The organism is Pimelobacter simplex, assembly GCF_900114845.1.
Taxonomy (GTDB): domain Bacteria; phylum Actinomycetota; class Actinomycetes; order Propionibacteriales; family Nocardioidaceae; genus Nocardioides; species Nocardioides simplex.
The window spans coordinates 461206-484164 of record NZ_FOUK01000001.1 but is presented as its reverse complement, the minus strand read 5'-3'; the positions used below and the strand labels follow the sequence as shown (position 1 = coordinate 484164).

Here is a 22959-nt window from a genome sequence, read left to right as displayed (position 1 = left end):
GCCCGGCGCGGAACGCCTGTCCCTATGCCACATTTGGGGCATGTCGCGATGGTCGCGCCTCCCTAGGGTCACTGCATGCGCCTGTTGCTGGTCTCCTCGTCCGGTGGGCACCTCGCCCAGCTGATGTGCCTGCGCAGCTGGTGGGAGAAGCACGACCGGCACTGGGTCACCTTCAACACCGAGGACGCGATCGCCAAGCTGGAGGGCGAGGACGTCACCTGGGCGCACCACCCGACGACGCGCAACCTGCCGAACCTGCTGCGCAACACCGTGCAGGCGCGCGCGGTGCTCCGGGCCTACGGACCGGACCTCGTCGTCACGACGGGCGCCGCGGTCGCCGTGCCGTACTTCTGGCTGGAGCACGCGCACCGCCAGCACGCGCGCACCGTCTACCTCGAGGTCTACGACCGGATCGAGACGCGCACGCTGACCGGCCGGCTGTGCCGCCCGGTCACCGACCTCTTCCTCGTGCAGTGGCCCGAGCAGCAGCACCTCTACCGCTCCTCCGTCCTGGTCGGTGAGCTGTGGTGAGCCCGCCGCTGGTCGCCGTCCTCGTCGGCACCGACCACCACCGCTTCGACCGTCTGGTCGCGTGGGCGGCGGATCTCCAGTACCGGGGCGTCTTCCGGCTCCACGTCCAGCACGGCGCGACGCCGCTCCCACCCGCCGTCCCGGGGTCGGCGATGCTCGGTCCGGGCGCGCTCGCCGACCTCCTCGACCGCGCCGACGCGGTCGTCACCCATGCCGGCCCCGGCACGATCATGGACGCCCGGGAGCACGGTCACACGCCGATCGTCGTCCCCCGCGACCCGGCGCTCGGCGAGCACGTCGACGACCACCAGCTGCGGTTCGCGCGGTTCCTCGCGCGCAGCGGCACCGTCGTGACGGCGTACGACGCGGCGGAGCTGCGCGCCCGCCTCGACCTCGCCGTCCTCCTCGGTCACCCGCTCCCCGTGCACCGCGCCCCCTCCCCCACGCTCGCCCGCTTCGAGGCGCTGGTCGAGGACCTCGTGCACCGATGACCGTCGTCGAGGCCCGCCTGCAGGCACGGACGACGACCGGGACCCGGACCGCCGTCCGGCGGATCGTCCGGCACCGCACCGGACGGCTGCTCCTCGCCGGGGACGCGGTCGCCGCGGTCCTCGTCGTCAGCCTCGGCACCGTCGTCGGCGGCGTGCACCGCGGGCCCGACGCCCTCCTCTTCGTTCCCCTCTGGCTGGCCGCCGTCGGCATGACCGGCGACTACCGCCTGCCCGGCTCGGTCGCGCTGCGGAGCCATCGCCTGCTGCTCGCCGCCCTCGTGCTCCCGACCGCGGCGCTGCTCACCGCCGAGGCGATCGACTACCGCCTCTCCGCTCTCACCGTCAGCGCCGTCTGCGCCGGCACCGCCGCCCTCGGCATGGCGGGACGACGGCTGCTGCCCGCCGGGCCGTCGTACCGGGTGGTCGTGGTGGGCGGCTCCGCCGCACTGCCGGACCTGGTGGACCGCCTGGTCCGCACCCACCCGCACCGGTTCGCCGTCGTCGGCGCCTGCGTCGCCGCCGGCCCACCCCCCGGCCTCGGCGACCTGCCCCTCGGCCAGGGGCTCTCGTCCTGCTCGGAGCTGGTCCTCACCGGCGACGCCAACGCCGTCCTCATCGCCCCGCATCCCGCGATCGACCCGGCCGCCGTCCGCCGCCTGCGGTGGCGGCTCGAGGACGCCGGCCTCGCCGTCTTCGTCTGGGCGGGCCTCGACATCTCGCCCGCCGGCCGCACCCGCCTCGACCTCGACGAGGACCTGCCCCTCCTCCACGTCGACGCCCCGCGCCGGCTGGGGCCCAGCCACGCGGTCAAGCGGGTCCTCGACCGGGTCCTCGCCCTGCTCGCCGTCCTCGTGCTCGCGCCGCTGCTGCTGGCCCTGGTGCTCGCCGTCCGGCTGGACTCGCCGGGGCCCGCGTTCTACCGGCAGACCCGCGTCGGCAAGGACGACGCCCGCTTCACCATGTGGAAGCTGCGCACCATGCACGCCGACGCGGACACCGTGGCCGCCCTCGCGGCCCTCGCCGTCGCCGACCAGGGCAGCGGCCCCCTCTTCAAGATCCAGCGCGACCCCCGCGTCACCCGCGTGGGCCGCTGGCTGCGCCGCACCTCCCTCGACGAGCTGCCCCAGCTCTTCAACGTGATCTTCGGCCAGATGTCGCTCGTCGGGCCCCGCCCTGCCCTCCCCTCCGAGGTCGAGCGCTACCACCCCGACGTCCGCCACCGGCTCGTCGTCCATCCGGGGATGACCGGTCTGTGGCAGGTCTCCGGCCGCTCGGACCTGTCGTGGGAGGACTCCGTCCGCCTCGACCAGGAGTACGTCGACGACTGGTCGCTCCTGCTCGACGCGCGGATCGTCGTACGAACGGTCGGGGCGGTGCTCCGCGGCCGCGGGGCCTACTAGGAGTCGTTGTTACTTGCGAGTAGTATCGCCTTCATGAGCCACGTGACCTGCACGACCTCCGACGGCATCGCCCACGTCCGCCTGGACCGCCCGGAGAAGCTCAACGCCCTCACCCTCGACATCCTCGACGACCTCGTCGCCACCGCCCACGACCTCCGCAGGGACAAGTCCCTGCGCGCCGTCGTCATCAGCGGCGAGGGCGACGCCTTCTGCGCCGGCCTCGACTTCGCCTCCGTCCTCCGCAACCCCGCCGGCGTCGCCAAGGCCTTCGTCCCCCGCCCCTGGCGCGGCACCAACACCTTCCAGGAGGCCCCCTGGGCCTTCCGCCGCATCCCGGTCCCCGTCATCGCCGCCGTCCACGGCCACTGCCTCGGCGGCGGCCTCCAGATCGCCCTCGCCGCCGACTTCCGGATCGCCACCCCCGACTCCCGCTGGTCCGTCCTCGAGGGCAAGTGGGGCCTCATCCCCGACATGTCCGGCATCCAGTCCCTCAAGGAGCTCGTCGGCATCGACCAGGCCAAGCTCCTCACCATGACCGCCGAGATCTTCGACGGCTCCCGCGCTGCCGACCTCGGCCTCGTCACGTCGCTCTCCCTCGACCCCGTCGCCTCGGCTCTCACGTTGGCCGACGAGCTGTCGGCGAAGTCGCCCGACGCGCTCGCTGCTGCCAAGCGGCTCTTCGACTCGACCTGGAACGCGTCTGCTCGTCGTACGTTCGCGCGGGAGCGGGTCGAGCAGGCGTTCCTGCTCGCGGCGCGCAACACGAAGGCGGCCCGGGAGGCGGCGTTCGGGAAGGCTTCCGCGTCGTACGGGCCTCGGGGGCGGTAGGGGGCCCCGACGGCGGAGATCCGTCGCTGACCGGGTCGCCTGCGAGGAGCGGGGTACCGCGGGCAGATGCAGCCGCTCAGCATCGGCCTCGTCGCCGACCCGGCCAAGCCCACGCAGATCGTGCGCGGGTTCGAGGAGCACCACTCGAAGGGTGACGACGACCGTCACGCCTGGAACGTCGAGGTGCTCAGCGAACCGTTCACCGTCGCCTGCGAGAGCACGGACACCGTGCTGTCCCGGCTGACGGACCGGGGCCGGGAGCACGATTGGGACCTGGTGGTCGGGCTCACCGAGCTCCCCCTTCGCGACGACGACGGCCGGTACCTGCTGATCGAGACCGACCAGCAGCAGAGGACGGCAGTGATGTCCCTGCCCGCGCTGGGCGGCCTGCGCCTGCACCGGCGCGGCCGGCACGCACTGGACGAGCTCCTCCGCAGCATGGCCGACCCGGCGGCGGACGACGACCACCGGGTGCCGCTCCCACGGCGCAGCGGGCGCTGGCGGCTGCTGCTCGGCATGGTGCTGGCCAACCGGCCGTGGCTGCTCGTGCCCGGGCTCAAGTCGGCACTCGTCGCCGCCCTCACGACGGGCGCCATCGCCACCATCAACTCCACCGTCTGGCTGTTGGCCGGCTCGCTCGACTGGTGGCGCCTGATCCTCGCGACGATCGTCTCGCTCGCACTCGTCGTCGGCTGGCTCGTCGTCGACGGCGAGCTCTGGGACCGTCCAGAGGACGACTCGGCGCGGGCCCGGGAGCGATCGCGTCTGTACAACACGTCGACGCTGATCACGCTGACCGCGGGCGCGTCCATCTGCTATCTCGCGCTCTACGTCCTGAACCTGGCGTGGGCGATGTTCGTGCTCGACCCCGCCGTGATGGGCGGCTACCTCCAGCAGTCACTGGGCTACCAGGACCTCTTCGTGCTGGCCTGGTTCGTCGCGTCCGCGGCCACCGTCGGCGGGGCGCTGGGCAGCGGCCTGGAGTCCGACGAGGCGATCCGGGCGGCGGCGTACTCGAAGCGCGAGGAGAAGCGCCGCGAGCGGCTGGCCGAGGATCGCTAGACGCCACCGCCCGTTCGTGCGGCTCCTCTACGCCGGGACCTTGTCGGCGAGGAGGTCGATCTTCTCGATCTGCGGCTCCGAGAAGAGCACACCGGTGTTGGGTCCGAGCGCTTGACCGACGCCACCGGCCAGGTGCGCGTCGCGCGCTTCGTCGTCAGGAAAGACGTCGTACACGCCGAAGGTCGAGGGGCCGAACCGGAGGGCGAACCAGGCGACGGTGCCCGGCTCCTCCATGACGATCGATCGCGCCTCCGTCAAGAAGTCGGCCAGCTCCTGCTCCTTGCCGGGCAACGCCTCGAGGCGAACCAGTAGTGCTTTGCTGAGCATGGGTCGTACTCCTTCGATGTCGAGGACGTACTGCTGCGGCCGGATGCCGCAGGTGGGCGGTACCCCCGCGCCTACCCCCTGATCCGCTTCGTCTCGTACGCCCACATCGCGACCTCGACCCGGTTCCGAGCGCCGATCTTGTTCATCAGCGCCGCGACATGCGTCTTCACCGTGCTCAGCGTGATGTGCAGCTCGTCCGCGATCTCGGCATTGGTCCGGCCCCGGGCGACGGTGAGGAGCACCTCCTCCTCGCGCTGGGTGAGCGGCTCGATCGGCTGGGCAGGGGGGACGGCGCGCTCGAGGCCGGCCAGCGTCGTGAGGAGGCGGCGGGTGATGTCGGGAGAGATGAGGGCGTCGCCGTTGGCGGCGGCGTGGATGGCCTGGACGAGGAGGTCGGGGCCGGCGCCCTTGAGGAGGAAGCCGCGGGCGCCGGCCTTGAGGGCGCCGTGGACGTACTCGTCGATGTCGAAGGTCGTGATGACGACGACGGCGAGGGGGTCCTCGACTCCGGGACCGGCGAGCTGGCGGGTGGCCTCGACGCCGTCGATGCCGGGCATCCGGATGTCGAAGAGGCAGACGTCGGGGCGCAGGGCGCGGGCGACGGCAACGGCCTCGTGACCGTCGCCGGCCTCGCCGACGACCTCGATGCCGGGCTGGGCGTTGAGAATCATCGTGAGGCCGGTGCGGACGAGGGGCTGGTCGTCGGCGACCACGACGCGGATGGTCATCGCGACACCTCGCGCGGGAGGGTGGCCTCGACGGTCCAGCCGCCGCCGATCGGGTCCGGGCCGGCCTGGCAGGCGCCGCCGAGCAGCTTGGCCCGTTCGGCCATCCCGAGCAGGCCGAAGCCCACGGTGGTGGCGGGGCGGGGGGCTTCTCCGTCGTCGTGCACACGCAACCGTACGACGTCGAGGTCGCCCGTGACCGCTACGGTGACGACCGTGGCGTTGCGGGAGTGCCGGATCGCGTTGGTGACCGACTCCTGGCAGATGCGGTACACCGCCACGTCCACCGGTTGCGGCAGGCCGGCGAGGTGGCCGGAGCGGTGCACCTGGACGACGGGACTCATCCGGGTCAGCTCGTCCAGGTCGTCGATGCCGCGCTGCGGCGCGTAGTCGGTCACCTCCCCGTCGCGGAGCACCCGGACCATCGTGCGCATCTCGTGGAGGGTCCACGACGCCTCCTCCTCGATGGCCGCCAGCACCTCGACCGCCGCGGCCGGGTCGACGGCGGCCACCGCGCGCCCGGCCTGCGCCTGGATGGCGATGGCCGAGACGTGGTGGGCAACGGTGTCGTGCAGCTCGCGGGCGAGCACACCGCGCTCGAGCATCCGGACCTGCTGCACCTGCCGCGAGCGCGCGACCGCGCGGTAGCGCATCGCGGCACCGAGGGCGAACGAGGCGACCAGCACGGTGGTGCCGCCGATCACGTCGCCGACGGGCGTCGCGGTGCTCGCGAGGGCGACGCTCGCCGGGACGGCGACGATCGCCGTCCCGATCAGCGCCTCGGGTCCGGAGGCCCAGCGGTACAAGGCGTACGGCAGCAGCAGGACGCACGCCATCGAGTGGAGCCCCACGTCGGGCAGGTCCTCGAAGATCATCGGGATGTTGAGCACCATCGAGCCGCCGAAGCCGACCGCGGTCGCCAGCAGCGGATGGGTACGCCTCCAGAGCAGGACCGGGATCACCAGGAGCGCGACCGCCGCGGCCCAGGGCCGCGCCGGCACGTCGGAGCGGAAGATCGCCTCGCCCGTGGCCGTGAGCAGGAGGGCGCCGACCAGCACCCAGTCCCACCACACCCGTGCGGGCGGGTCGGGGGCGCGGGGCTCGGCGAGGATCGAGCGGACGAAGGCGGCGAGCACCTCTGCAGCCTAGAGAGCCGCGGCGCTCGCCGTACGGGGCACAAGCACGATATGCACGCCGTACTTTCGGACGACGTGGCGCCCGCCGTGCTCACCCCGACAGGAAGCTGAACCGCACCTCCCGCACGGCGTTGTCCACGTTCAGGTCGACCAGGCAGACGCTCTGCCACGTCCCCAGCAGCAGCCGCCCACCCACCACCGGCACCGTCGCGTACGGCGGCACGAACGCCGGCATCACGTGCGAGCGGCCGTGCCCCGGACTGCCGTGGCGGTGGCGCCAGCGGTCGTCCGCCGGCAGCAGGTCGGCCAGCGCGGCGAGGAGGTCGTCGTCGCTGCCGGCGCCGGTCTCGAGGATGGCGAGGCCGGCGGTGGCGTGGGGGACGAAGACGTGGAGCAGGCCGTCCCCGCGCCCCGCGACGTACGACGAGCAGTCGTCCGTCAGGTCGAGGACGACCTCGCGGTCGCCGGTCCGGTAGGTCCTGGTCTCGGTGTCCACGACGCCCATCTTGCCGAGAAATCGGCGGAAGGAGCGCGATGAGTGTCGAATCCGGCGCCGGTCATACGTGGAGAAGGTGAGAGCACCACCGACCAGACGGGAGCAGGGCCATGTGGGAGACCACCAGCATCCACGAGCACCGCCAGCACCTCAGCCACGACCTGCCGTGCCCGGCCTGCGGCCACGCGGCGCACACCTTCCTCGCGTGCAGCGACACGTGCGACTGCGCGCCGACGGTCATGCCGGGCGCGCTGCCCCTCGCCGCCTGACCTCGCCGAACGCCGCCGCGAGCTGGTCGATCAGGTCGTCGACGGGCGCCATCTCGTAGCCGTCCCGGAAGCGCACGGGGCGGAAGCGGACGTCGTGGACGAAGCGCACGTTCTCGTCGGCCGAGCCGGAAGGCGCGCTCACGGGTACTCCAGGTCGACGGTCTCCTCGCTGATCTCCCACAGCCGCCGCGCCGCGCCCTCGTCGCGGGCGAGCTTGCTGCGCCCGACGATCCGCGGCGTCCCGGACATCTGCTGAAGCCCGCTCGGCCCGACGAAAGTGTTGCCCGGGAGGTCGGAGGTCGCGGCCATCAGGGACGGCCAGGCCCCGGCCGCGGCCGACTGCGAGACGGCCTTGACGCCGGCGTCGAGGATCGACGCGATGCCGCCGTGGGAGCGGCCGTACTGGCCGTTGGCGGCGAGGTGGGTGCCGGCGAAGCCGGGGTGGGCGGCGAGTGCGCGGACGGGCAGGCCGGCGGCCGTCAGCCGGCGGTCGAGCTCGGCGGTGAAGAGGAGGTTGGCGAGCTTGGACTGCCCGTAGACGCGCCACTTGCTGTAGCGGCCGCGCTGCTCGCGGGGATCGCCGAGGGGTGCCTTGCCGGCGAAGTGGTGGAACATCGACGACACGGTGACCACGCGCCCGTCGCCGCTCTGGACGAGCTGCGGGAGCAGCAGGCCGGTGAGCAGGAAGGGGCCGAAGTGGTTGGTCGCGAGCTGGAGCTCGAGCCCGTCCGCCGTCCGCGAGTACGACGTTCCCATCACCCCCGCGTTGTTGACGAGCACGTCGATCGCCCCCACCTGCGCGACCGCCGCCGCCGCGGTGCGCACCGAGCCGAGGCTGGCCAGGTCGAGGTGGAGGGCCTCGAGCGAGGCGTCGGGCACCTCGGCGCGGATGGCGCCGACCGTCTCCTCGACCTTCGCCGGGTTGCGTCCGGCGAGGATGACGCGCGCGCCGCGGCGGGCGAGCTCGAGGGCGGTGTGGTGGCCGAGGCCGCCGAGTGTCGGCCCGGTGACGACGATCGTCCGGCCGGTCTGGTCGGGCAGGTCGGCGACATTCCACTTGTCGGTCATCGGATCCCTCACGGAGTGGTGGCGAGCCGGGCGACAACGCGGCGCCCGAGCTCCTGGTCGCCCGAGACGGTGACGGCGCCCTCGGCGGCGGGACGGCGCCCGCCGGCGAGGACGATGAAGCTCTCGCGGTCCATGGACAGCGCGACGGTCGGCGCGGCCGGTACGTCGGGCAGCCGCTGCGCGCGGCCGTCGTCCCCCACGAGGACGGCGACGGGCTCGCTGCCGGCGACGTCGAGCACGGCCGTCGTCCCGGCGGGCGGGGCGATCCGCTTGCCGATCACGAAGCCGAAGCCTTCGGCGAGGTACTCGGCGGTGTGGCGCGCGGCGGGTGTGTCGAGGCCGCCGGGCCGGCCGATCGCGCGGCGGATGTCCTGCTCGTGCATCCAGACGTCGAGGGGCCGGTTGCGCAGGAGGGTCCGCTGGTTCCAGCCGATCATCCCGAAGATCCCGGGGGCGGGCGCCGAGGCGTCGTCGGGCATCGCGGCGAGCAGCTCGGCGTGCCGGGCGCTGGTGCGGGCGCGGAGCTCCTCGATGATCGCGGCGGGCGGGACGTCGCGCCGGGTGATCACGCCGATCTCGGTGAACTGGCCCATCGGGCCGGTGACGTGGGGCGCGTCGCCGACCTCGGCGGTCTCGTCGGGCCCGCCGCCGAGCAGCGACTCGAGGTGCGCGGTGTGCGAGACGACGGCCTTGACGTCCCAGCCGGCAAGGTCGGTCGGCCGGGCCCAGTCGTCGGGGGCGAGCTCGTCGAGCAGCGCCGTGAAGTCACCGATCGCGCTCCACCAGGTCTCGACGTAGCCGGCCAGCAGCTCGCGGTCGCTCATGCCGCCGATGCTAGCGAGCCGGAGGGGACGAGGTGCCGCAACACGGCAGCGTCAGCGCAGGTAGCGCTTCACGACGGGCACCCCGGAGCGGATCGTCAACCGGGCCGCGTACATCGCGCGCCGCGCCTTCTGCTCGCCGCCGTTCCAGCCCCAGAAGCCCGCACCCTTGGGGATCGTCGAGCTGCGCCGCACCCAGCCGTGGAAGTAGAGCGTCGCCCGCCCCTTCTGGACGACGACGTCGCCGCCGCCGGGCCCGCACAGCCCGCCGGTCGACGCGCGGTCCAGCAGCACCCCCTGCGGGGCGTCGGCCCACGCCGTCAGCGACCGCGAGCGGCGCCACGTCTGGTGGTAGCTGCAGCGGGCGAAGTCCCCCTCGGAGGCGAACAGGTAGTAGGAGCCGCCCGTCCGCACCAGCACCGGGTTCTCGACGACGCCCGTCGAGCGGATCAGCTCGACGCTCGGGCCGCGCGCCTTCCGCCCGTTGCCGCTCAGCGGCAGCAGCCGGATCGAGGACGGCTTCCCGTCGGTCTTGTAGAGCAGGTAGTGCCGACCGCCCTCGGTGTACGCCGACGGGTCGATCACCCCCCGGCTCGGCAGCCCCGGTACGGCGACCGGGTCGGCCGCCGCCGGCACCTTCGCCCGCGCCGGGCACACCAGCGGCGCGGTGCCGACGGGACGGAACACCTCGAGCGGCCCGCGTGCGACGGCGACGCCGATGCAGCGACCCTCGGGTCCCAGACCCCGCACCGGTACGGCGAAGTAGAGCACCCAGCGCTTCCCGACCCGGGTCAGGTCGGCGGCCCAGATGGCGCCCGCGCGCGCCCATGCGGGACGCTCGGCAAGGACCGGCTCGGTCCAGCGCCAGCCGCGGCCGGGCTCCTTGACCGCGCGGTCCACCTGCTCACCGGTCGCGACGACAACGAGCTTCTTGCCGACGGCGACGACGCTCGGGTCGCCGACGTTGCCGGCCAGGACCGGCTCCGGGTAGCGCTCCTCGGCCGGGGCGGGCGCCGGCGCGACGACCAGCCCGAGGGCGAGCAGCGCGGGCAGCGCGAGGACCAGGAGACGACGGAGCACCCGCGAACCCTAGGTCACAACGACGACGGCCGCCCCGGTTTCCCGGAGCGGCCGTCGTACGGGCTGATCAGCGAGCGATCAGAACGCGTCCTCGGAGAGGTCCATGACGTCGAGGCTGGCGCCCTGGGCGATCGTGAGCTCGGCCGAGATGCGCGGCAGGTTGAGCTGCGCGAACCACTGGGCGGCAGCGACCTTGCCCTCGTAGAAGGCCTGCTCGGAACCGGCGTCACCGGCCAGCTTGTCGAGGGCGACCTCGGCGCCGCGGAGCAGCAGCCAGGCGCAGACGACGTCACCGAGCGCCATCAGCAGGCGCGTGGTGTTGAGGCCGACCTTGTAGATGTTCTTGATCTCGTCCTGGGCGGACATGAGGTCGTTGATCATCAGGCCCACCATCGCCTCGGCGTCGGCGAGAGCGGTCGCGAGGAGCTCGCGCTCGTTCTTGAGCCGGCCGTTGCCCGCACCGGACTCGGCGAACGCCTTGATCTCGGCCGCGAGGTGGCCGAGCGCCTTGCCCTGGTCCTTGACGATCTTGCGGAAGAAGAAGTCCTGGCCCTGGATCGCCGTGGTGCCCTCGTAGAGGGTGTCGATCTTGGCGTCGCGGACGTACTGCTCGATCGGGTACTCCTGCAGGAAGCCCGAGCCACCGAAGGTCTGCAGCGACTCGGTGCCGAGCAGGACCCACGAGCGCTCCGAGCCGTAGCCCTTGACGATCGGGAGCAGCAGGTCGTTGACGGCCTCGGCGATCTCGTCGCGCTCGCCGGCGGCCTTGGCGCGGAACACCGTGTCCTGCCAGGTCGCGGTGTAGAGGACGAGCGAGCGCATGGCCTCCGCGAACGACTTCTGCGTCATCAGCGAGCGGCGGACGTCGGGGTGGTGGGTGATCGTGACCCGCGGCGCCGTCTTGTCGGACGACTGCGTGAGGTCGGCGCCCTGGACGCGCTCCTTGGCGTACTCGAGCGCGTTGAGGTAGCCGGTCGAGAGGGTCGCGATGGCCTTGGTGCCGACCATCATGCGGGCGTTCTCGATGACGTCGAACATCTGGCGGATGCCGTCGTGGACCTCGCCGAGCAGCCAGCCGCGGGCGGGCTCGCCGCCACCGACCTGCGCGTCGCCGAAGGTGAGCTCGCAGGTGTTGGACACCTTGAGGCCCATCTTGTGCTCGACGTTGGTGACGTAGACGCCGTTGCGCTCGCCGGTCAGCTCGCCGGTCTCGACGTCGAAGTGGTACTTCGGGACGAGGAAGAGCGAGAGGCCCTTCGTGCCGGGGCCACCGACGCCCTCGACGCCCTTCGGGCGCGCGAGGACGAGGTGCATGATGTTCTCCTGCAGGTCCGACTCGGCGCTGGTGATGAAGCGCTTGACGCCGGAGATGTTCCAGGTGCCGTCGTCGTTGGGCGTGGCGAACGTCTTGCCGGCGCCCACGTCGGAGCCCGCGTCGGGCTCGGTGAGGACCATCGTGGCGCCCCACTGCTTCTCGAGCATGAGCTGGGCGATCTTGATGTCGCGCTCGACGCCGTTGGCGTTCTTGAAGACGACCGAGCCCATCGACGGGCCGGTGCAGTACATCCAGATCGGCGCCTGCGCACCGAGGACCATCTCGCCGGTCGCCCAGACGAGGGACGGCGGCGCGGTGGTGCCGCCGATCTCCTCGGGCAGGCCGAGGGCCCAGAAGCCGGACTCCATCCAGGTGTCGTACGACTTCTTGAAGGACGCCGGGACGGGCGCGGTGTTGGTCGCGGGGTCGAACACCGGCGGGTTGCGGTCGGAGTCGACGAAGGAGGCCGCCAGGTCCTCGCGGGCCACGCGCTCCACCTCGGAGAGGATCTCGCGCGCGGTGTCGGCGTCCATCTCCTCGAAGACGCCGGTGCCGAGGTACTCCTGCACGTTGAAGAGCTCGAAGAGGTTGAACTCGATGTCACGCAGGTTGCTCTTGTAGTGGCTCACTGTCCCACCATTTCTAGGGGTTCGCAGAGTTGTTGTCGTGGCTGCTACTCGCCAGTAACTTCATGATACGGGGGGTGCTTGCTGCGGGCAAGCAACGGGGTGGTCGGGCTCCTCACACCGGCGCCCCTCCCCGGGCGGGTCGGGCGGCGAGTCGGCGAATTCACCCAAAAAGGGCCATTCGGCCCCTGCCCGAAAAAGATCGGATGGGGCGGTGAACCTCCCGCGAACGTTCGGATCCCTGCTCGCCGCCGGCGCCCTCGCCGTCGGCATCCTCGCCGGACCGGGTGCCCTGACCCCGGCCCACGCCGCCGACACCGGCAACGCCGCTCCCCAGTCCGGCCGGATCGTCAGCGACGATCCCGTGTCGTTCACCCCGCACGTGATGGACGGGGCGGTGCACTCGATGACCCAGGTCGGGAACCTGGTCGTCGTCGGCGGCACGTTCACCCGGGTGCGCAACGCGGGCAGCACGGTCGACATCCCCCGCCAGAACGTCTTCGCGTTCCGCGCGGACACCGGCCAGGTCAGCACGACGTTCGCGCCGAACCCCAACGGCCTCGTCTACACGCTGCAGCCGGCCGCCGACGGGACGTCGGTCTACATCGGCGGTGCCTTCGACCACGCCACCTCGGGAGGGACATCGGTCGCGGTCAGCCGGCTCTACAAGGCCAGCACGCTCACCGGCGACCGGGTCGCCCAGTTCAACCCCGGCACGCTCAACGGCCAGGTGCGCGACGTGTCGGTGGTCGGCAACCGGCTGTGGATCGCCGGGAAGTTCACGCACGTCCAGGGTCAGCCCAGCCTCGGCCTGGCCTCGGTCAACGCGACGACCGGCGCCCGGGATCCCTACTACGCCAGCGTGATCGCCGGCGTCCACCGGGCGGGCTCGCTGACCAACGTCCAGAAGATCGCCACGAACCCCGCCGGCACGCGCCTCGTCGCGATCGGCAACTTCGACACCGTCGACGGCGTGAAGCGCCACCAGATGGCGGTTCTCGACATCGGCAGCGGCACCCGGGCGACGCTGGCGAGCTACTACACCAGCCTGTACGAGTCGGCCTGCAGCTCGTCGTTCGAGACCTACATGACCGATGTCGAGTTCTCCCCCGACGGCTCCTTCTTCGTCATCTCCACCACGGGTGCCTACGGCGGCTACGCCGGCAGCATGGCCGCCACGAGCGGCTGCGACGTGGTCGCCCGCTTCGAGACCGGCGCCGGCGGCACCGCGGTGCGGCCGACCTGGACGGCGTACACCGGCGGCGACACGACGTGGACCGTCGAGGTCACCGACGACGTCGTCTACACCGGCGGGCACATGCGCTGGCAGAACAACCCGACCCGCGGCGACGCGGCCGGGGACGGCGCGGTGTCGCGGCCCGGCATCGCGGCGCTCGACGTGCGCAACGGCATGCCCTACGCGTGGAACCCGACGCGCACCCTCGGCGCCGGCGTCCGCGCTCTCGTCGCCACCGACCAGGGACTCTTCGTCGGCTCCGACACCGACGTGATCGCCGGCGAGACGCACCGCAAGGTCGCCCTCCTCCCGCTCTCGGGCGGGGCCGCGCTGGCCGACGAGCCCGAGGGGACGCTGCCCGGCGACGTCTTCCGCGTCGCCAGCGGGCAGTCCCAGCTCGTGCGCAGTGGGTTCGACGGCACCACCGCGAGCGCACCGGTCAACGCCCCCAACGGCACCGGCTGGGGCACCGCCGTCGGCGCGTTCATGGTCAACGGCGTGCTCTACACGGCGTACTCCGACCGGACCCTGACCCGGCGGACCTTCGACGGCACGACGTACGGGCCCGCGACGACCGTCGACACCGCCGACCAGCTCGTCTACGAGGCGGCCTGGCACACAGTCGACATCCCGACGATCACGAGCCTGTTCTTCCGGAAGGGCTGGATCTACTTCACGAAGTCCGGCTCGTCGCTGCTCTACCGCCGCGCGTTCGAGCCCGAGTCGGGCGTCGTGGGGCAGCAGCAGTTCAGCGTGCCGTCGGTGACGGGCGTGAGCTACAGCAGCATGCGCGGCGCCTTCGTCGCCGACGGGCGGCTGTACTTCGCCAGCAGCAACGGCTCGCTCAGCCGTGCCGACTGGGGCGAGCACGGCGCCGTGGCCGGGACCGCGACCACGCTGGCGCCGTCCGGGTCGGGCTGGGCGTCGCGGGCGATGTTCCTCTACCAGGGGACGCCGATCCCACCGCCGGTCAACGACCCGCCCACCGCCGCGTTCACCGTCTCGTGCACCGGCCTCGACTGCTCGTACGACGCGAGCGGCTCCACCGACGACGGCACGATCACCTCCTACGCCTGGACCTTCGGCGACGGCCAGAGCACCACCACCGCCGGGCCCACCGTCACGCACACCTACGCCGCCGGTGGCGCGGTCACCGTGGGCCTCACCGTCACCGACAACGGCGGCAAGACCGGCGCGACCACCCGCACTGCCCAGCCCACCGCCGCCGCGAGCCCGATCGCCCTCGTCGGCGCGACCTCCACCCAGGGCAACCGGGTCAACCACCAGGCCGTCGTCCCGGGTGGGGTGCAGGCGGGCGACCTGCTGCTCGCCTACTTCACCGCGAACACCGTCGCGCCGTCGTACACGGGGCCGGCGGGGTGGACGCTCGTCCAGTCCGCCGCGGCCGGGACCAAGGCGACCGGCATGCTGTGGCGTCGTACGGCGACCGCGGCCGACGCCGGCAGCACCGTCGCCGTCACCTCCAGCGGCTACGCCAAGAGCGTCCTCACCGTCGTCGCCTACCGCGGCGTCGCACCCACCGTGACCAGCGCGATCGCCGTCCAGACGAGCTCGGGGACGGTCCACGCCACGCCGACCCTGTCGGCCCCCGACGGCGCGCACTGGCTCGTCAGCTATTGGGCGGACAAGAGCAGCGGGACGACGTCGTGGACGCTGCCGCCCGACACCACCCAGCGCTCGGCCGCCTCGGGATCGGGCTCCGGCTACATCTCCGGCGTCCTGGCCGACAGCGCCGGTCCCGTGCCTGCCGGACCGGCCGGCGGCCTCAGCGCGACCGCCGACGCCAGCGGGACCGCGGCGATCACGTTCAGCGTCCTGCTCGGCGCCCCCTGAGCGACGTCCCGCCCACCCCGGCGAACCCGAAAAACGCCCTAGGTCGAGTGACTCGATCGAACAATCTGAGACACTGGCCCCATGCGCGTCTCCGCCAAGTCCGACTATGCACTCCGGGCGCTCATCGCCATGGCAGGCCGGTCCGACGGCCGGGCGGTGAGCGCAGAGGAGCTCGGTCGTCTCCAGGACATCCCCCACGGCTTCCTCCAGGCCATCCTCGCCGACCTCCGCCGCGCGGGCATCGTGATGTCCCAGCGCGGCCAGTCAGGCGGCTGGCGGATGGCCCGCGAGGCCGACGGCGTCTCGGTGGCCGACGTCATCCGCGCGGTCGACGGGCCCCTCGTCTCCGTCTATGGGCTGCGCCCCGAGGCGGTCAACTACAACGACGACGCCGAGGTGCTCCAGCACGTCTGGATCGCCGCGCGCCGGGCACTGCGCGAGGTCTTCGAGGACGTCTCGATCCAGCAGCTCGCCGACGGCCAGCTGCCAGACGCGGTCACCTCCCGGACCGCCGACGACGACGCCTGGGCCCCGCACTAGCTGGTTTGGCGCGAGCGCGTCTTCGACGCTTCGAAGAGGCAGCAAGCTGCCCGAAAAGCGTCTCTCGACGCGCTGCCGCGCTCGCGGTCGAGGTCTACTCGGTGCGAGGTTCGCTGGCGGCCGGACCTGGTGGCGCGCTGCCGCGCTGCGCGCCCGGGACCGGGTCTCGTTTCGGCGCTGACCCCTCATTCCTGACCCACCCGCACCGATCGGGCGGGCATGCGCCGTCTCCTGCTCGCCCTGGCCGTCGGGATCGCGGTGGTCGCCCCGGCCGCGCTGGCCCTCTCCCCCGCCACTCCCCAGCCGGCCCGCTGCGGCAGCGGTGACGCGCTGAGCTGGTCGCTGCCGGGGGCGTGCCAGCACGTCGACGAGCCGCCGGCGGGGGTCGACCCGACCGAGCCGGTCAGCACGGCCGAGCTGCGGGCGCGCGACGGCGGCTCCGCAGGGGCGTACGACGCGGCGGAGGCGCTCGGCGTACCGGCGCCGGTGCAGGCGGCCGCCGCGAGCCCCGCGGTGACGTGCGAGGGCGACGGGTCCGGCGGGTACCGCACCCAGGCGATGTACGTCGTCGAGGCCGGCCGCAGCAACCGGTACGCCGCCCTGCTGCCGAGCTTCCGGCTGTGGGCCGCGGGCGTGGACGACGTCGTCAACCGGTCGGCGGCGCTGACCGGCGGCGTCCGGAAGGTGCGGTTCGTGACCGAGCCGGACGGCGGGGCGTGTGTCGCGAAGGTGCTCAACGTGACCGTGCCGGCCGGGTCGATGTCGTCCTTCAACGCGACGATCTCGGCGGTCCAGGCGCTCGGGTACGCCGACCCGAGCCGCAAGTACCTCATGTGGACCGACGCGACGGTGCTGTGCGGGGTGGCGTCGATGTACCCGGACGCGACCGACGGGCAGGGCAACCCGAACAACGGCCGCTACGCGCAGTACGCGCGGATCGACTCCGGTTGCTGGGGCTTCGGCGACGGCGCGGCGCAGCACTCGGTCGAGGCGCACGAGCTGCTGCACACGCTCGGGGGCGTGATGAGCACGGCGCCGCACGGCACGCGCGCGGGTCACTGCTGGGACGAGTCCGACACCATGTGCTACGCCGACGGCGGCGGGTTCGCGATGAAGCAGGTGTGCCCGGCCGAGCGCGAGTACCTCCTCGACTGCAACAACGACGACTACTTCTCGACCTACCCCGACCCGGGCAGCTGGCTCGACACCCACTGGAACGCCGCGGACTCGCGGTTCCTGATCGGCGGGGGCGACGGCTCGGGCGGCGGCGCACCGGGGACGCCGACGGTCCTCGGTGCGACGATCGCGGTCAACAACCCGGCCGTGCCGGGCCTCGCGACGCAGGCGACGATCGCGCCGTCCCTGCCGGCGGGCCGGACGGTCGCGTCCGTGCAGTGGAAGTCCGCGCGCGCCGACTGCGTGTTCGGCAGCCCGGCCGAGCTGCAGACGAGCGTCACCTGCGCCGCGACGGCGTCCGCGCCGACGACCGTCACCGCGACGCTCACGGACTCGACCGGTGCGAGCAGGACCGTGACGAGCCCCCTCACCTTCGCCACCGGGACGACGCGGCCGGTCACGGTCGCCTTCCCCGCGGGGACGGCGACCGCCGTCTGCACCGGCGCCGCCTTCCCGCTGACCGCGCGGGTCGTCGACACCGCGAGCGGGCAGCCGGTCAAGGGCCTCGCCGTCGCGCTGACCAAGCAGACCGCCACGATGACGGCGCCCGCCGCCGCCGGCTCGCCGCTGACGACGGTAGAGGGCACCGCCGTGCTGAGCCAGACGGCGACCGTCGCGACGACGTACCGCGCGCGGACGACGGCCGGGACCGTCTACGCCGCCGGCGGTCCCGCCACGCTCGTCGCCACCCCGGCCCGCTGCGCGACGTCGCTCACCGCGGAGCTCGACCGCAGCGCCGCCTACTACGGCGACCCGGTCAGCGTCAGCGGCCGGCTCACCGCGGCGGTCCCGTCGGGCGTCACGCTCGCTGTCCGGCTGACCACGGCCGCCGGCCGGGTGCTGCCCCTCGGCACCACCAAGACCGGTGCGGACGGGCGGTTCGGCCTCGTCGTGAAGCCCACCGAGTCGGGGGTGGTGTCGGTCGTGCTGACGGTCTCGACGGCCTACGCGGCCGCGACGGCCACCGCCGGCTCGCTCGTCGTCAGCTCGCCGGCGACGCTGATCACCGGAGCGGTCGACCGGACCGAGGTCGGCTTCGGCCAGAACGTCACCGTCACCGGGACCCTCCGCCGCGACGCGGGCGGCACCGTCACCGCTCTCGCCGCCAAGCCCGTCGCCGTGTACGTCGCCCCGGCCGGCGGCGGCGCGGCCGTGCGCGTGGGCGCGGCGACGACGACCCCGGACGGCCGGTTCACCGCCGTCGTGCCACTCAAGGTGAGCGGTGTCCTCAGCGTCACGTACGCCGGTGCGGCCGGCCAGCCGGCGGCGTCGTCCGCGATCGGCCCGGTCACCGCCGGCACCTGGACGACGGCCGTCACCGCGGCCACGTCCGCGAGCACCGTCGCGGCGGGCGGCTCGGTGACGCTGAGCGGCACGGCGACCCGGACCTACGGCAGCACCACGCTGCCCGCCCCGGGACTGCGGCTCAAGGTGACGTTCCGGGCGACCGGGTCGGCGACGAGCACCGTCGTGGCGACGCCGACGACGGCAGCGAACGGGACGTTCACGCTCCGGGTGCTGCCGAAGGCGGCCGGCACCTGGACCGTGTCGGTGCCGGCGGTCGCCGGCTACACCGCCGCGGAGGCCGCGGCGCTGACGATCGGCGTCGGCTGACCCCGGGTCAGGCGACCTGGCCGAGCTTGCGCTTGAGCTTGCGCCGCTTGCGGTCGAGCTCCTCGAGGCGCACCTCGAGCGAGGCGTTGCGGCGGGCGAGGCGCTCGACCTCGCGCAGGGCGTCCGGGAGGGACTGGAAGGCCGCGGCCGCGTGCCGGACCTCGTCGAGGCGCAGGGACGCCGTACCGAAGCCGACGAGGGCGCCGAACGCCTTCCAGACCTCGCCCGGCTCGAGGCCGTCGGTCTCGAGGACGTGCATCCGCTCGGGCTTGCGGCAGGCGGCGCTCCACCGGGCGACGGTCGCGGCCTCGTCGTCCAGGCCCGTCGTGACGACGACGTGGACCCGGTGGGCGGCGAGCGCATCGACCAGCAGCGCGACCTGCTCGGGCGTCGCCGTCGCGAGCAGCGGCTGGCTGAAGACGAGGTCGGCGCGCGCCCGCTCGGCGCGGCGGACCAGCCGGCTCCACTGCCCCTCGACGTCGGTGCGCTTGAGACCCCAGTCCTTGTGGGAGCGGGTCATCTCGACGGCCGCCCGGAAGCTCTCGGCGGTCGTCTGGGCCACCGAGGCGACCCCCAGCTCGACGAGCGCCGCGTGGTGGTGGGCCAGCGCGGACTCGATCACGTCGCCGGCGCCGGGCATCCCGACGTGGATCCAGGCCTGGTGCTTCTTCGCCATGGCGCCACCGTGCCAGCCCCCGATGAGCGGCCCGTGAACCGGCGGTGACCGGCAGCGGTCGAGCCGAAGGGGTAGAACACGTTCTAGAACCGCCCTACGATGGCCCCCATGATCACCTCCGACGCCATCGTCTGGAACGCCCCGAACGACCCGCACCCGGCCCGGGCCGCGTCGCAGCGCTCGTACTCCGCGGTGGCCAAGGGCGACCTCGCCGAGTGGCTCACGGTCTACGCCGAGGACGCCGTCCTCGAGGACCCCGTCGGCCCCTCGATGTTCGACCCCGAGGGCGCCGGCCACCACGGCCACGCCGGCATCTCGGCCTTCTGGGAGAAGGCGATCGCGCCGATCGGCACGTTCGAGTTCACCATCACCGACTCGTTCGCCAACCCCGGCAGCAACACCTGCGCCAACATCGGGCGGATCAAGACGTCGTTCCCCGACGGCTCGCACACGACGACCGACCTGATCATGGTCTACGTCGTCGACGACGACGGCCGGGTGAAGTCGATGAAGGCCTTCTGGGAGCCGGAGCGGACGATGGCGAGCTTCACCAGCGCCTGACCCTCCTCCGCCGCGTCTAGATCGCCGTCGCCTCGGCGATCCAGCTGACCAGCGGCCGCAGGCGGCGCCAGTCCTCCCGGACCCGGTCGAGCAGCTCGGCCGTGTGCACGAACGGCTCGAAGCCGTACGAGCGCATGCCCAGCACCGTCTTCATCTTGAGCAGCTCGATCCGCGGGTGCTCCTTGTCGTACCCGCGCGGCACCGTCTTGAGCCGCTCCCCCGCGATCTCGAAGCCACCCCGCTCCAGGTCGCGCAGGATCCGCTGCAGCACCTTGCCCGTCTTCTCGTCAGCCATCGCCTCGCGCATCGCCGCCAGGCGCGGCCCCCCGGCCTCGTAGATCCCGCCGCCGACCCGCACCCCGGGCGCCGAGACCTCGACGTACCAGCCGGACGCCTGGCCGACGGCCACGAACGCCCCCTGGTGCGTCTTGTACGGCGTCTTGTCCTTCGCGAAGCGCACGTCGCGGTAGGGCCGGAACACCTTGGCGTCGCCGAACTCCTGCGCCAGCGCGTCGGTCAGCGCGACCATCGGCGCCTTGACGGACTTGTCGTAGACGGCCTTGTAGGCCTCCCAGAACGACTTGGTGTTGTCGACCTCGAGGTCGTCGTAGAAGTCGAGCGCGGCGACGGGGAAGCCTTCGAAGGTCACCGGGGCAGCCTAGTTGCGCGGGCCACCGGACCGGACGCCTAGAGTCGGAGCATGCCCGCTTGGAGCCCGATCCGGACGATTCCCGTGGGCGGGATCGTCGCCGTCGGGTTCCTCGACGAGGAGCGGGTCGCGGTCGGGAGCCACGCGGGTCTCGGCGTCTTCGACGCCGCGGGCGGCGCACGCCTGGACCGCGTCCCCGATATCCCGGGCGAGTACCCCTGGCACCGCGATTCACCCCCGTCGATCGTTTACGACGACCACCGCGGGCAGCAGGTCGTTCCCGCCGCAGGGCTGTGGGGCGGCCGGCTCGCGGCCGCCACCGCCGACGGCTGGACCGCGGACCTCACTCCCACAGGCGGGCGACTGCAAGGTCCCGACGGGACGGTGCTCGTCGTCGACGACGCCGAGGAGCCCCGGGCGCACGGCTTCTCGCCGGGCGGGCGGGTCTTCGTGCACGCGACGTCGTCGGCGCTGCACGTCGCGGTGCGGGTCGCTCAGGCCGGCTGAGCGGCGCCCGGCGCCACCGGAGCCCCCACCACCGGCACGTCCGGCTCCGGGATCGGCACGTTCCACCGCAGCGCGTGGTGCAGTGCGACCACCATCCGCGACTCGTCGAGCGGGTGCTCCGGGTCGTGCCAGACGACGGTCTCGTGCCCGTCCTCGAGGTGGGCCCGCCCCGGGATGGCGACCGTCCGGTGCAACCGGTACGTCGTCCCGTCGGCGCCGGTGAAGCGGAAGGTGACGACCGTCGAGATGGTGCCGTCGCCGTCCTCCCAGTCCCACGGGTCGAGCCCGTCGTCGAGGACGACGGCGCGGCACGGCACCCCCGAGGCCATCAGCTCGAGGTCGCGGGCGTAGGCGCGGCGCCGGTGCGCGGGGAGGAACAGGCCGAGTGCGAGGAACGCGGTCCCGGTGCCGGCGAGGACGCCGACCGCGGTCAGGTAGGGACCGTCGAGGTCGTGCCGGGCCACCGCGACGATGCCGCCGAGGCCGGCCGACAGCGTGAGCGTCGCGTAGCCCTGCCAGGCGTTGAGCTGCAGGGGGAACGGGTCGACCCAGAAGAGCCAGGCCAGGCCGCCGACCACGACGAGGATGCCGCCCACGACCAGGGAGGTCGCCGGGGCGGGGGCCTCGGCAGAGGCGAGCGCGCCGTACCCGGCGAGGAGGCCGCCGGCCAGCTGGAGGAGCAGCGCGATGGCGGGCTTGGCCGGCTGCCGGGGCAGCGGGTCGACCGCGTAGGGGCCGAGGTGTGGCAGGGGGGACGCCATGGCCCATTAGACCCTGGCGCCGGGCGGGTGCGCCAGGCATGCTCGGCCGATGGCAAAGAAGCGATGGCGCGACCTCAGCCCACGGACGCGGCGGATCATCCTGGTGGCCTCAGCCGTCGATGGCGCACTCAAGGCGGTGGCACTCGCCGACCTCAAGCGCCGCGACGCCGACGAGGTCAACGGCTCGAAGCGCGCCTGGGCCACCGCGCTGACGCTGCTGAACTCGGCCGGCGTCCTGCCGGTGGTCTACTTCGTGCGCGGCCGGAGGCGACCGGCGGCCTGAGGGCATCGGGGCCCCGGACCTTGGAGCGGACGACGAGGTTCGAACTCGCGACATTCAGCTTGGGAAGCTGACGCTCTACCAACTGAGCTACGTCCGCAGTGCCCCGGCGCGGCCAGGGCGAGATGGATGCTACCCGATGGGGCTGAGCACCGGTCGCTTCGGCTCCACCCCGTCGCCCGACGAGCGCCCGGTGACCCGGCGGGTGACCCACGGTGCGAGGTGCGTCCGGGCCCAGGCGAGGTCGGCGGCGCGCTGCTCGCGCGGGCTCAAGACGGGGACGACGGACAGCGGGAGCGGCTCCAGCGCGTGCGGGACGCCGAGCGCGTCGAGCGCGGCGATCGCGATCATCTGGTGACCGTGGGCGTTGAGGTGGAGGCGGTCGTCGTCCATCACCTCGGCGACCTTCCAGTCGCGCATCCGCCACATGTCGACCACGGTCGCGCCGTGCTTCTCGGCGATCTCGCGGACCCACTCGTTGAAGATCGCGGTCCGGCCGCGGATCACCTTGATCACGCTGTTGAGGCCCGGGTCGGCGATCGTGAACATGACGACGTGCGCGCCGGCGGCGCTCATCCGCCCCACCGCCTCGTCGTACGACGCCGCGAGGGCGTCGATGTCGACCTTCGGCCGGAGCACGTCGTTGCCGCCGCCGTGGATGGTGACGAGGTCGGGTCCGAGCGCGAGGCCGGCGTCGACCTGCTCGGCGATGATCGCGGGCAGCTTGCGGCCGCGGATCGCGAGGTTGGCGTAGCCGAAGTCCTGGCCCTCGGCGGCGGCCCGGGCGGCGAGGCCCTCGGCGAACCGGTCGGCCCAGCCGCGGACGCCGTTGGGGCGCGTCGGGTCGGCGTCCCCGACCCCCTCGGTGAAGGAGTCGCCGAGGGCGACGTACTTGGTGAAGGTGCGCGTGCTCACGCCTCCCATTCTGC

General features: G+C 73.0%; 25 protein-coding genes and 1 tRNA gene. 12 read left to right on the top strand and 14 right to left on the bottom strand.

All coding sequences use genetic code 11. From position 1 onward, the window contains the following. The first annotated feature begins 75 nt into the window (after positions 1–75). From BM223_RS02295 to BM223_RS02275, 5 genes are all read left to right on the top strand, one after another. A complete protein-coding gene (locus BM223_RS02295) occupies positions 76–531 on the top strand; it encodes a glycosyltransferase family protein (RefSeq protein ID WP_038681958.1) in 456 nt (151 codons plus the stop codon). Beyond that, entirely contained in the window at positions 528–1022 is a 495-nt protein-coding gene (locus BM223_RS02290) for a glycosyltransferase (protein ID WP_075018445.1), read from the top strand. The genes BM223_RS02295 and BM223_RS02290 overlap by 4 nt, the downstream gene beginning before the upstream one ends. Next, positions 1019–2422 (top strand): exopolysaccharide biosynthesis polyprenyl glycosylphosphotransferase, encoded by a 1404-nt coding sequence (locus BM223_RS02285; RefSeq protein ID WP_052139054.1) that lies wholly within the window; start codon positions 1019–1021, stop codon positions 2420–2422. The genes BM223_RS02290 and BM223_RS02285 overlap by 4 nt, the downstream gene beginning before the upstream one ends. A 33-nt stretch (positions 2423–2455) precedes the next feature. Next, positions 2456–3250 (top strand): crotonase/enoyl-CoA hydratase family protein, encoded by a 795-nt coding sequence (locus tag BM223_RS02280; RefSeq protein WP_038681961.1) that lies wholly within the window; start codon positions 2456–2458, stop codon positions 3248–3250. 66 nt (positions 3251–3316) lie between these two features. After that, a complete protein-coding gene (locus BM223_RS02275; RefSeq protein WP_038681963.1) occupies positions 3317–4312 on the top strand; it encodes a hypothetical protein in 996 nt (331 codons plus the stop codon). 27 nt (positions 4313–4339) lie between these two features. Here BM223_RS02275 and BM223_RS02270 read toward each other — a convergent pair whose 3' ends face one another. The 4 genes from BM223_RS02270 to BM223_RS02255 all read right to left on the bottom strand — a co-directional run bounded on the left by BM223_RS02270 (position 4340) and on the right by BM223_RS02255 (position 6996). Continuing rightward, on the bottom strand, positions 4340–4639 hold the full coding sequence (locus BM223_RS02270; RefSeq protein ID WP_038681965.1) for a putative quinol monooxygenase: 300 nt from the start codon (positions 4637–4639) through the stop codon (positions 4340–4342). Between the two features lie 71 nt (positions 4640–4710). After that, positions 4711–5367, bottom strand: a complete 657-nt coding sequence (locus tag BM223_RS02265) for a response regulator (RefSeq protein WP_038681967.1) — start codon at positions 5365–5367, stop codon at positions 4711–4713. Next, positions 5364–6500 (bottom strand): sensor histidine kinase, encoded by a 1137-nt coding sequence (locus BM223_RS02260; protein WP_038681969.1) that lies wholly within the window; start codon positions 6498–6500, stop codon positions 5364–5366. The genes BM223_RS02265 and BM223_RS02260 overlap by 4 nt, the downstream gene beginning before the upstream one ends. Before the next feature lie 91 nt (positions 6501–6591). Continuing rightward, the gene (locus BM223_RS02255) at positions 6592–6996 is read right to left on the bottom strand and encodes a YjbQ family protein (RefSeq protein WP_218030671.1); all 405 of its coding nucleotides are present in this window, start codon (positions 6994–6996) and stop codon (positions 6592–6594) included. Between the two features lie 110 nt (positions 6997–7106). Between BM223_RS02255 and BM223_RS28785 the strand changes: the two genes are divergently transcribed. After that, positions 7107–7265, top strand: coding sequence for a hypothetical protein (locus BM223_RS28785; protein ID WP_170222531.1), 159 nt, complete (start codon positions 7107–7109; stop codon positions 7263–7265). On the opposite strand, the gene BM223_RS28180 is transcribed toward BM223_RS28785, so the two are convergent. The 5 genes from BM223_RS28180 to BM223_RS02235 all read right to left on the bottom strand — a co-directional run bounded on the left by BM223_RS28180 (position 7234) and on the right by BM223_RS02235 (position 12178). Then, positions 7234–7407, bottom strand: a complete 174-nt coding sequence (locus tag BM223_RS28180; protein WP_141267404.1) for a DivIVA domain-containing protein — start codon at positions 7405–7407, stop codon at positions 7234–7236. The genes BM223_RS28785 and BM223_RS28180 overlap by 32 nt on opposite strands. Then, positions 7404–8333, bottom strand: a complete 930-nt coding sequence (locus tag BM223_RS02250; RefSeq protein WP_038681973.1) for an oxidoreductase — start codon at positions 8331–8333, stop codon at positions 7404–7406. Before BM223_RS02250 ends, BM223_RS28180 begins: the two co-directional genes overlap by 4 nt. An 8-nt stretch (positions 8334–8341) precedes the next feature. Then, on the bottom strand, positions 8342–9157 hold the full coding sequence (locus BM223_RS02245) for a maleylpyruvate isomerase family mycothiol-dependent enzyme (RefSeq protein ID WP_038681976.1): 816 nt from the start codon (positions 9155–9157) through the stop codon (positions 8342–8344). 51 nt (positions 9158–9208) lie between these two features. After that, positions 9209–10234, bottom strand: coding sequence for a family 43 glycosylhydrolase (locus BM223_RS02240; protein WP_038681977.1), 1026 nt, complete (start codon positions 10232–10234; stop codon positions 9209–9211). A gap of 78 nt (positions 10235–10312) precedes the next feature. After that, positions 10313–12178: an acyl-CoA dehydrogenase gene (locus BM223_RS02235; RefSeq protein WP_038681979.1), complete on the bottom strand. Its 1866-nt coding sequence runs from the start codon at positions 12176–12178 to the stop codon at positions 10313–10315. 211 nt (positions 12179–12389) lie between these two features. Here BM223_RS02235 and BM223_RS02230 point away from each other — a divergent pair, with 211 nt between their 5' ends. From BM223_RS02230 to BM223_RS02220, 3 genes are all read left to right on the top strand, one after another. After that, positions 12390–15266: a PKD domain-containing protein gene (locus BM223_RS02230; RefSeq protein ID WP_038681981.1), complete on the top strand. Its 2877-nt coding sequence runs from the start codon at positions 12390–12392 to the stop codon at positions 15264–15266. Positions 15267–15347: 81 nt separating this feature from the next. Continuing rightward, on the top strand, positions 15348–15806 hold the full coding sequence (locus BM223_RS02225) for an RrF2 family transcriptional regulator (protein WP_038681983.1): 459 nt from the start codon (positions 15348–15350) through the stop codon (positions 15804–15806). Between the two features lie 219 nt (positions 15807–16025). Then, positions 16026–18596 (top strand): hypothetical protein, encoded by a 2571-nt coding sequence (locus BM223_RS02220; RefSeq protein ID WP_052139055.1) that lies wholly within the window; start codon positions 16026–16028, stop codon positions 18594–18596. 7 nt (positions 18597–18603) lie between these two features. On the opposite strand, the gene BM223_RS02215 is transcribed toward BM223_RS02220, so the two are convergent. Further along, on the bottom strand, positions 18604–19272 hold the full coding sequence (locus BM223_RS02215; protein WP_038681985.1) for a hypothetical protein: 669 nt from the start codon (positions 19270–19272) through the stop codon (positions 18604–18606). 108 nt (positions 19273–19380) lie between these two features. Between BM223_RS02215 and BM223_RS02210 the strand changes: the two genes are divergently transcribed. Beyond that, positions 19381–19833, top strand: a complete 453-nt coding sequence (locus BM223_RS02210; RefSeq protein ID WP_038681987.1) for a nuclear transport factor 2 family protein — start codon at positions 19381–19383, stop codon at positions 19831–19833. Between the two features lie 16 nt (positions 19834–19849). Here the strand turns inward: BM223_RS02210 and BM223_RS02205 are convergent, their stop codons facing one another. Continuing rightward, positions 19850–20482: a DUF2461 domain-containing protein gene (locus tag BM223_RS02205; RefSeq protein ID WP_038681988.1), complete on the bottom strand. Its 633-nt coding sequence runs from the start codon at positions 20480–20482 to the stop codon at positions 19850–19852. A 51-nt stretch (positions 20483–20533) separates the two neighbouring features. On the opposite strand from BM223_RS02205, the gene BM223_RS02200 reads away from it, so the two are divergent. Further along, the gene (locus tag BM223_RS02200; RefSeq protein ID WP_141267406.1) at positions 20534–20989 is read left to right on the top strand and encodes a hypothetical protein; all 456 of its coding nucleotides are present in this window, start codon (positions 20534–20536) and stop codon (positions 20987–20989) included. Here the strand turns inward: BM223_RS02200 and BM223_RS02195 are convergent. After that, entirely contained in the window at positions 20977–21750 is a 774-nt protein-coding gene (locus tag BM223_RS02195) for a DUF3592 domain-containing protein (protein WP_038681991.1), read from the bottom strand. The two genes, BM223_RS02200 and BM223_RS02195, sit on opposite strands and share 13 nt — an antisense overlap. A gap of 49 nt (positions 21751–21799) precedes the next feature. Between BM223_RS02195 and BM223_RS02190 the strand changes: the two genes are divergently transcribed. Then, positions 21800–22033, top strand: coding sequence for a DUF5652 family protein (locus BM223_RS02190; protein WP_038681993.1), 234 nt, complete (start codon positions 21800–21802; stop codon positions 22031–22033). A 21-nt stretch (positions 22034–22054) separates the two neighbouring features. Here the strand turns inward: BM223_RS02190 and BM223_RS02185 are convergent. Both BM223_RS02185 and BM223_RS02180 read right to left on the bottom strand, forming a co-directional pair. Beyond that, positions 22055–22130 (bottom strand) — tRNA-Gly (locus BM223_RS02185). Positions 22131–22162: 32 nt separating this feature from the next. Continuing rightward, positions 22163–22945, bottom strand: a complete 783-nt coding sequence (locus BM223_RS02180) for an SGNH/GDSL hydrolase family protein (protein WP_235319063.1) — start codon at positions 22943–22945, stop codon at positions 22163–22165. Between the last annotated feature and the right edge of the window lie 14 nt (positions 22946–22959).

Excerpts from the sequence above, each read along its gene's own strand:
- BM223_RS02295 (WP_038681958.1), top strand. The coding sequence starts at position 76 with ATGCGCCTGTTGCTGGTCTCCTCGTCCGGTGGGCACCTCGCCCAGCTG.
- BM223_RS02285 (WP_052139054.1), top strand. The coding sequence starts at position 1,019 with ATGACCGTCGTCGAGGCCCGCCTGCAGGCACGGACGACGACCGGGACC.
- BM223_RS02280 (WP_038681961.1), top strand. The coding sequence starts at position 2,456 with ATGAGCCACGTGACCTGCACGACCTCCGACGGCATCGCCCACGTCCGC.
- BM223_RS02275 (WP_038681963.1), top strand. The coding sequence starts at position 3,317 with ATGCAGCCGCTCAGCATCGGCCTCGTCGCCGACCCGGCCAAGCCCACG.
- BM223_RS02270 (WP_038681965.1), bottom strand. The coding sequence starts at position 4,639 with ATGCTCAGCAAAGCACTACTGGTTCGCCTCGAGGCGTTGCCCGGCAAG.
- BM223_RS02265 (WP_038681967.1), bottom strand. The coding sequence starts at position 5,367 with ATGACCATCCGCGTCGTGGTCGCCGACGACCAGCCCCTCGTCCGCACC.
- BM223_RS28785 (WP_170222531.1), top strand. The coding sequence starts at position 7,107 with ATGTGGGAGACCACCAGCATCCACGAGCACCGCCAGCACCTCAGCCAC.
- BM223_RS02250 (WP_038681973.1), bottom strand. The coding sequence starts at position 8,333 with ATGACCGACAAGTGGAATGTCGCCGACCTGCCCGACCAGACCGGCCGG.
- BM223_RS02245 (WP_038681976.1), bottom strand. The coding sequence starts at position 9,157 with ATGAGCGACCGCGAGCTGCTGGCCGGCTACGTCGAGACCTGGTGGAGC.
- BM223_RS02225 (WP_038681983.1), top strand. The coding sequence starts at position 15,348 with ATGCGCGTCTCCGCCAAGTCCGACTATGCACTCCGGGCGCTCATCGCC.
- BM223_RS02220 (WP_052139055.1), top strand. The coding sequence starts at position 16,026 with ATGCGCCGTCTCCTGCTCGCCCTGGCCGTCGGGATCGCGGTGGTCGCC.
- BM223_RS02215 (WP_038681985.1), bottom strand. The coding sequence starts at position 19,272 with ATGGCGAAGAAGCACCAGGCCTGGATCCACGTCGGGATGCCCGGCGCC.
- BM223_RS02210 (WP_038681987.1), top strand. The coding sequence starts at position 19,381 with ATGATCACCTCCGACGCCATCGTCTGGAACGCCCCGAACGACCCGCAC.
- BM223_RS02200 (WP_141267406.1), top strand. The coding sequence starts at position 20,534 with ATGCCCGCTTGGAGCCCGATCCGGACGATTCCCGTGGGCGGGATCGTC.
- BM223_RS02195 (WP_038681991.1), bottom strand. The coding sequence starts at position 21,750 with ATGGCGTCCCCCCTGCCACACCTCGGCCCCTACGCGGTCGACCCGCTG.
- BM223_RS02190 (WP_038681993.1), top strand. The coding sequence starts at position 21,800 with ATGGCAAAGAAGCGATGGCGCGACCTCAGCCCACGGACGCGGCGGATC.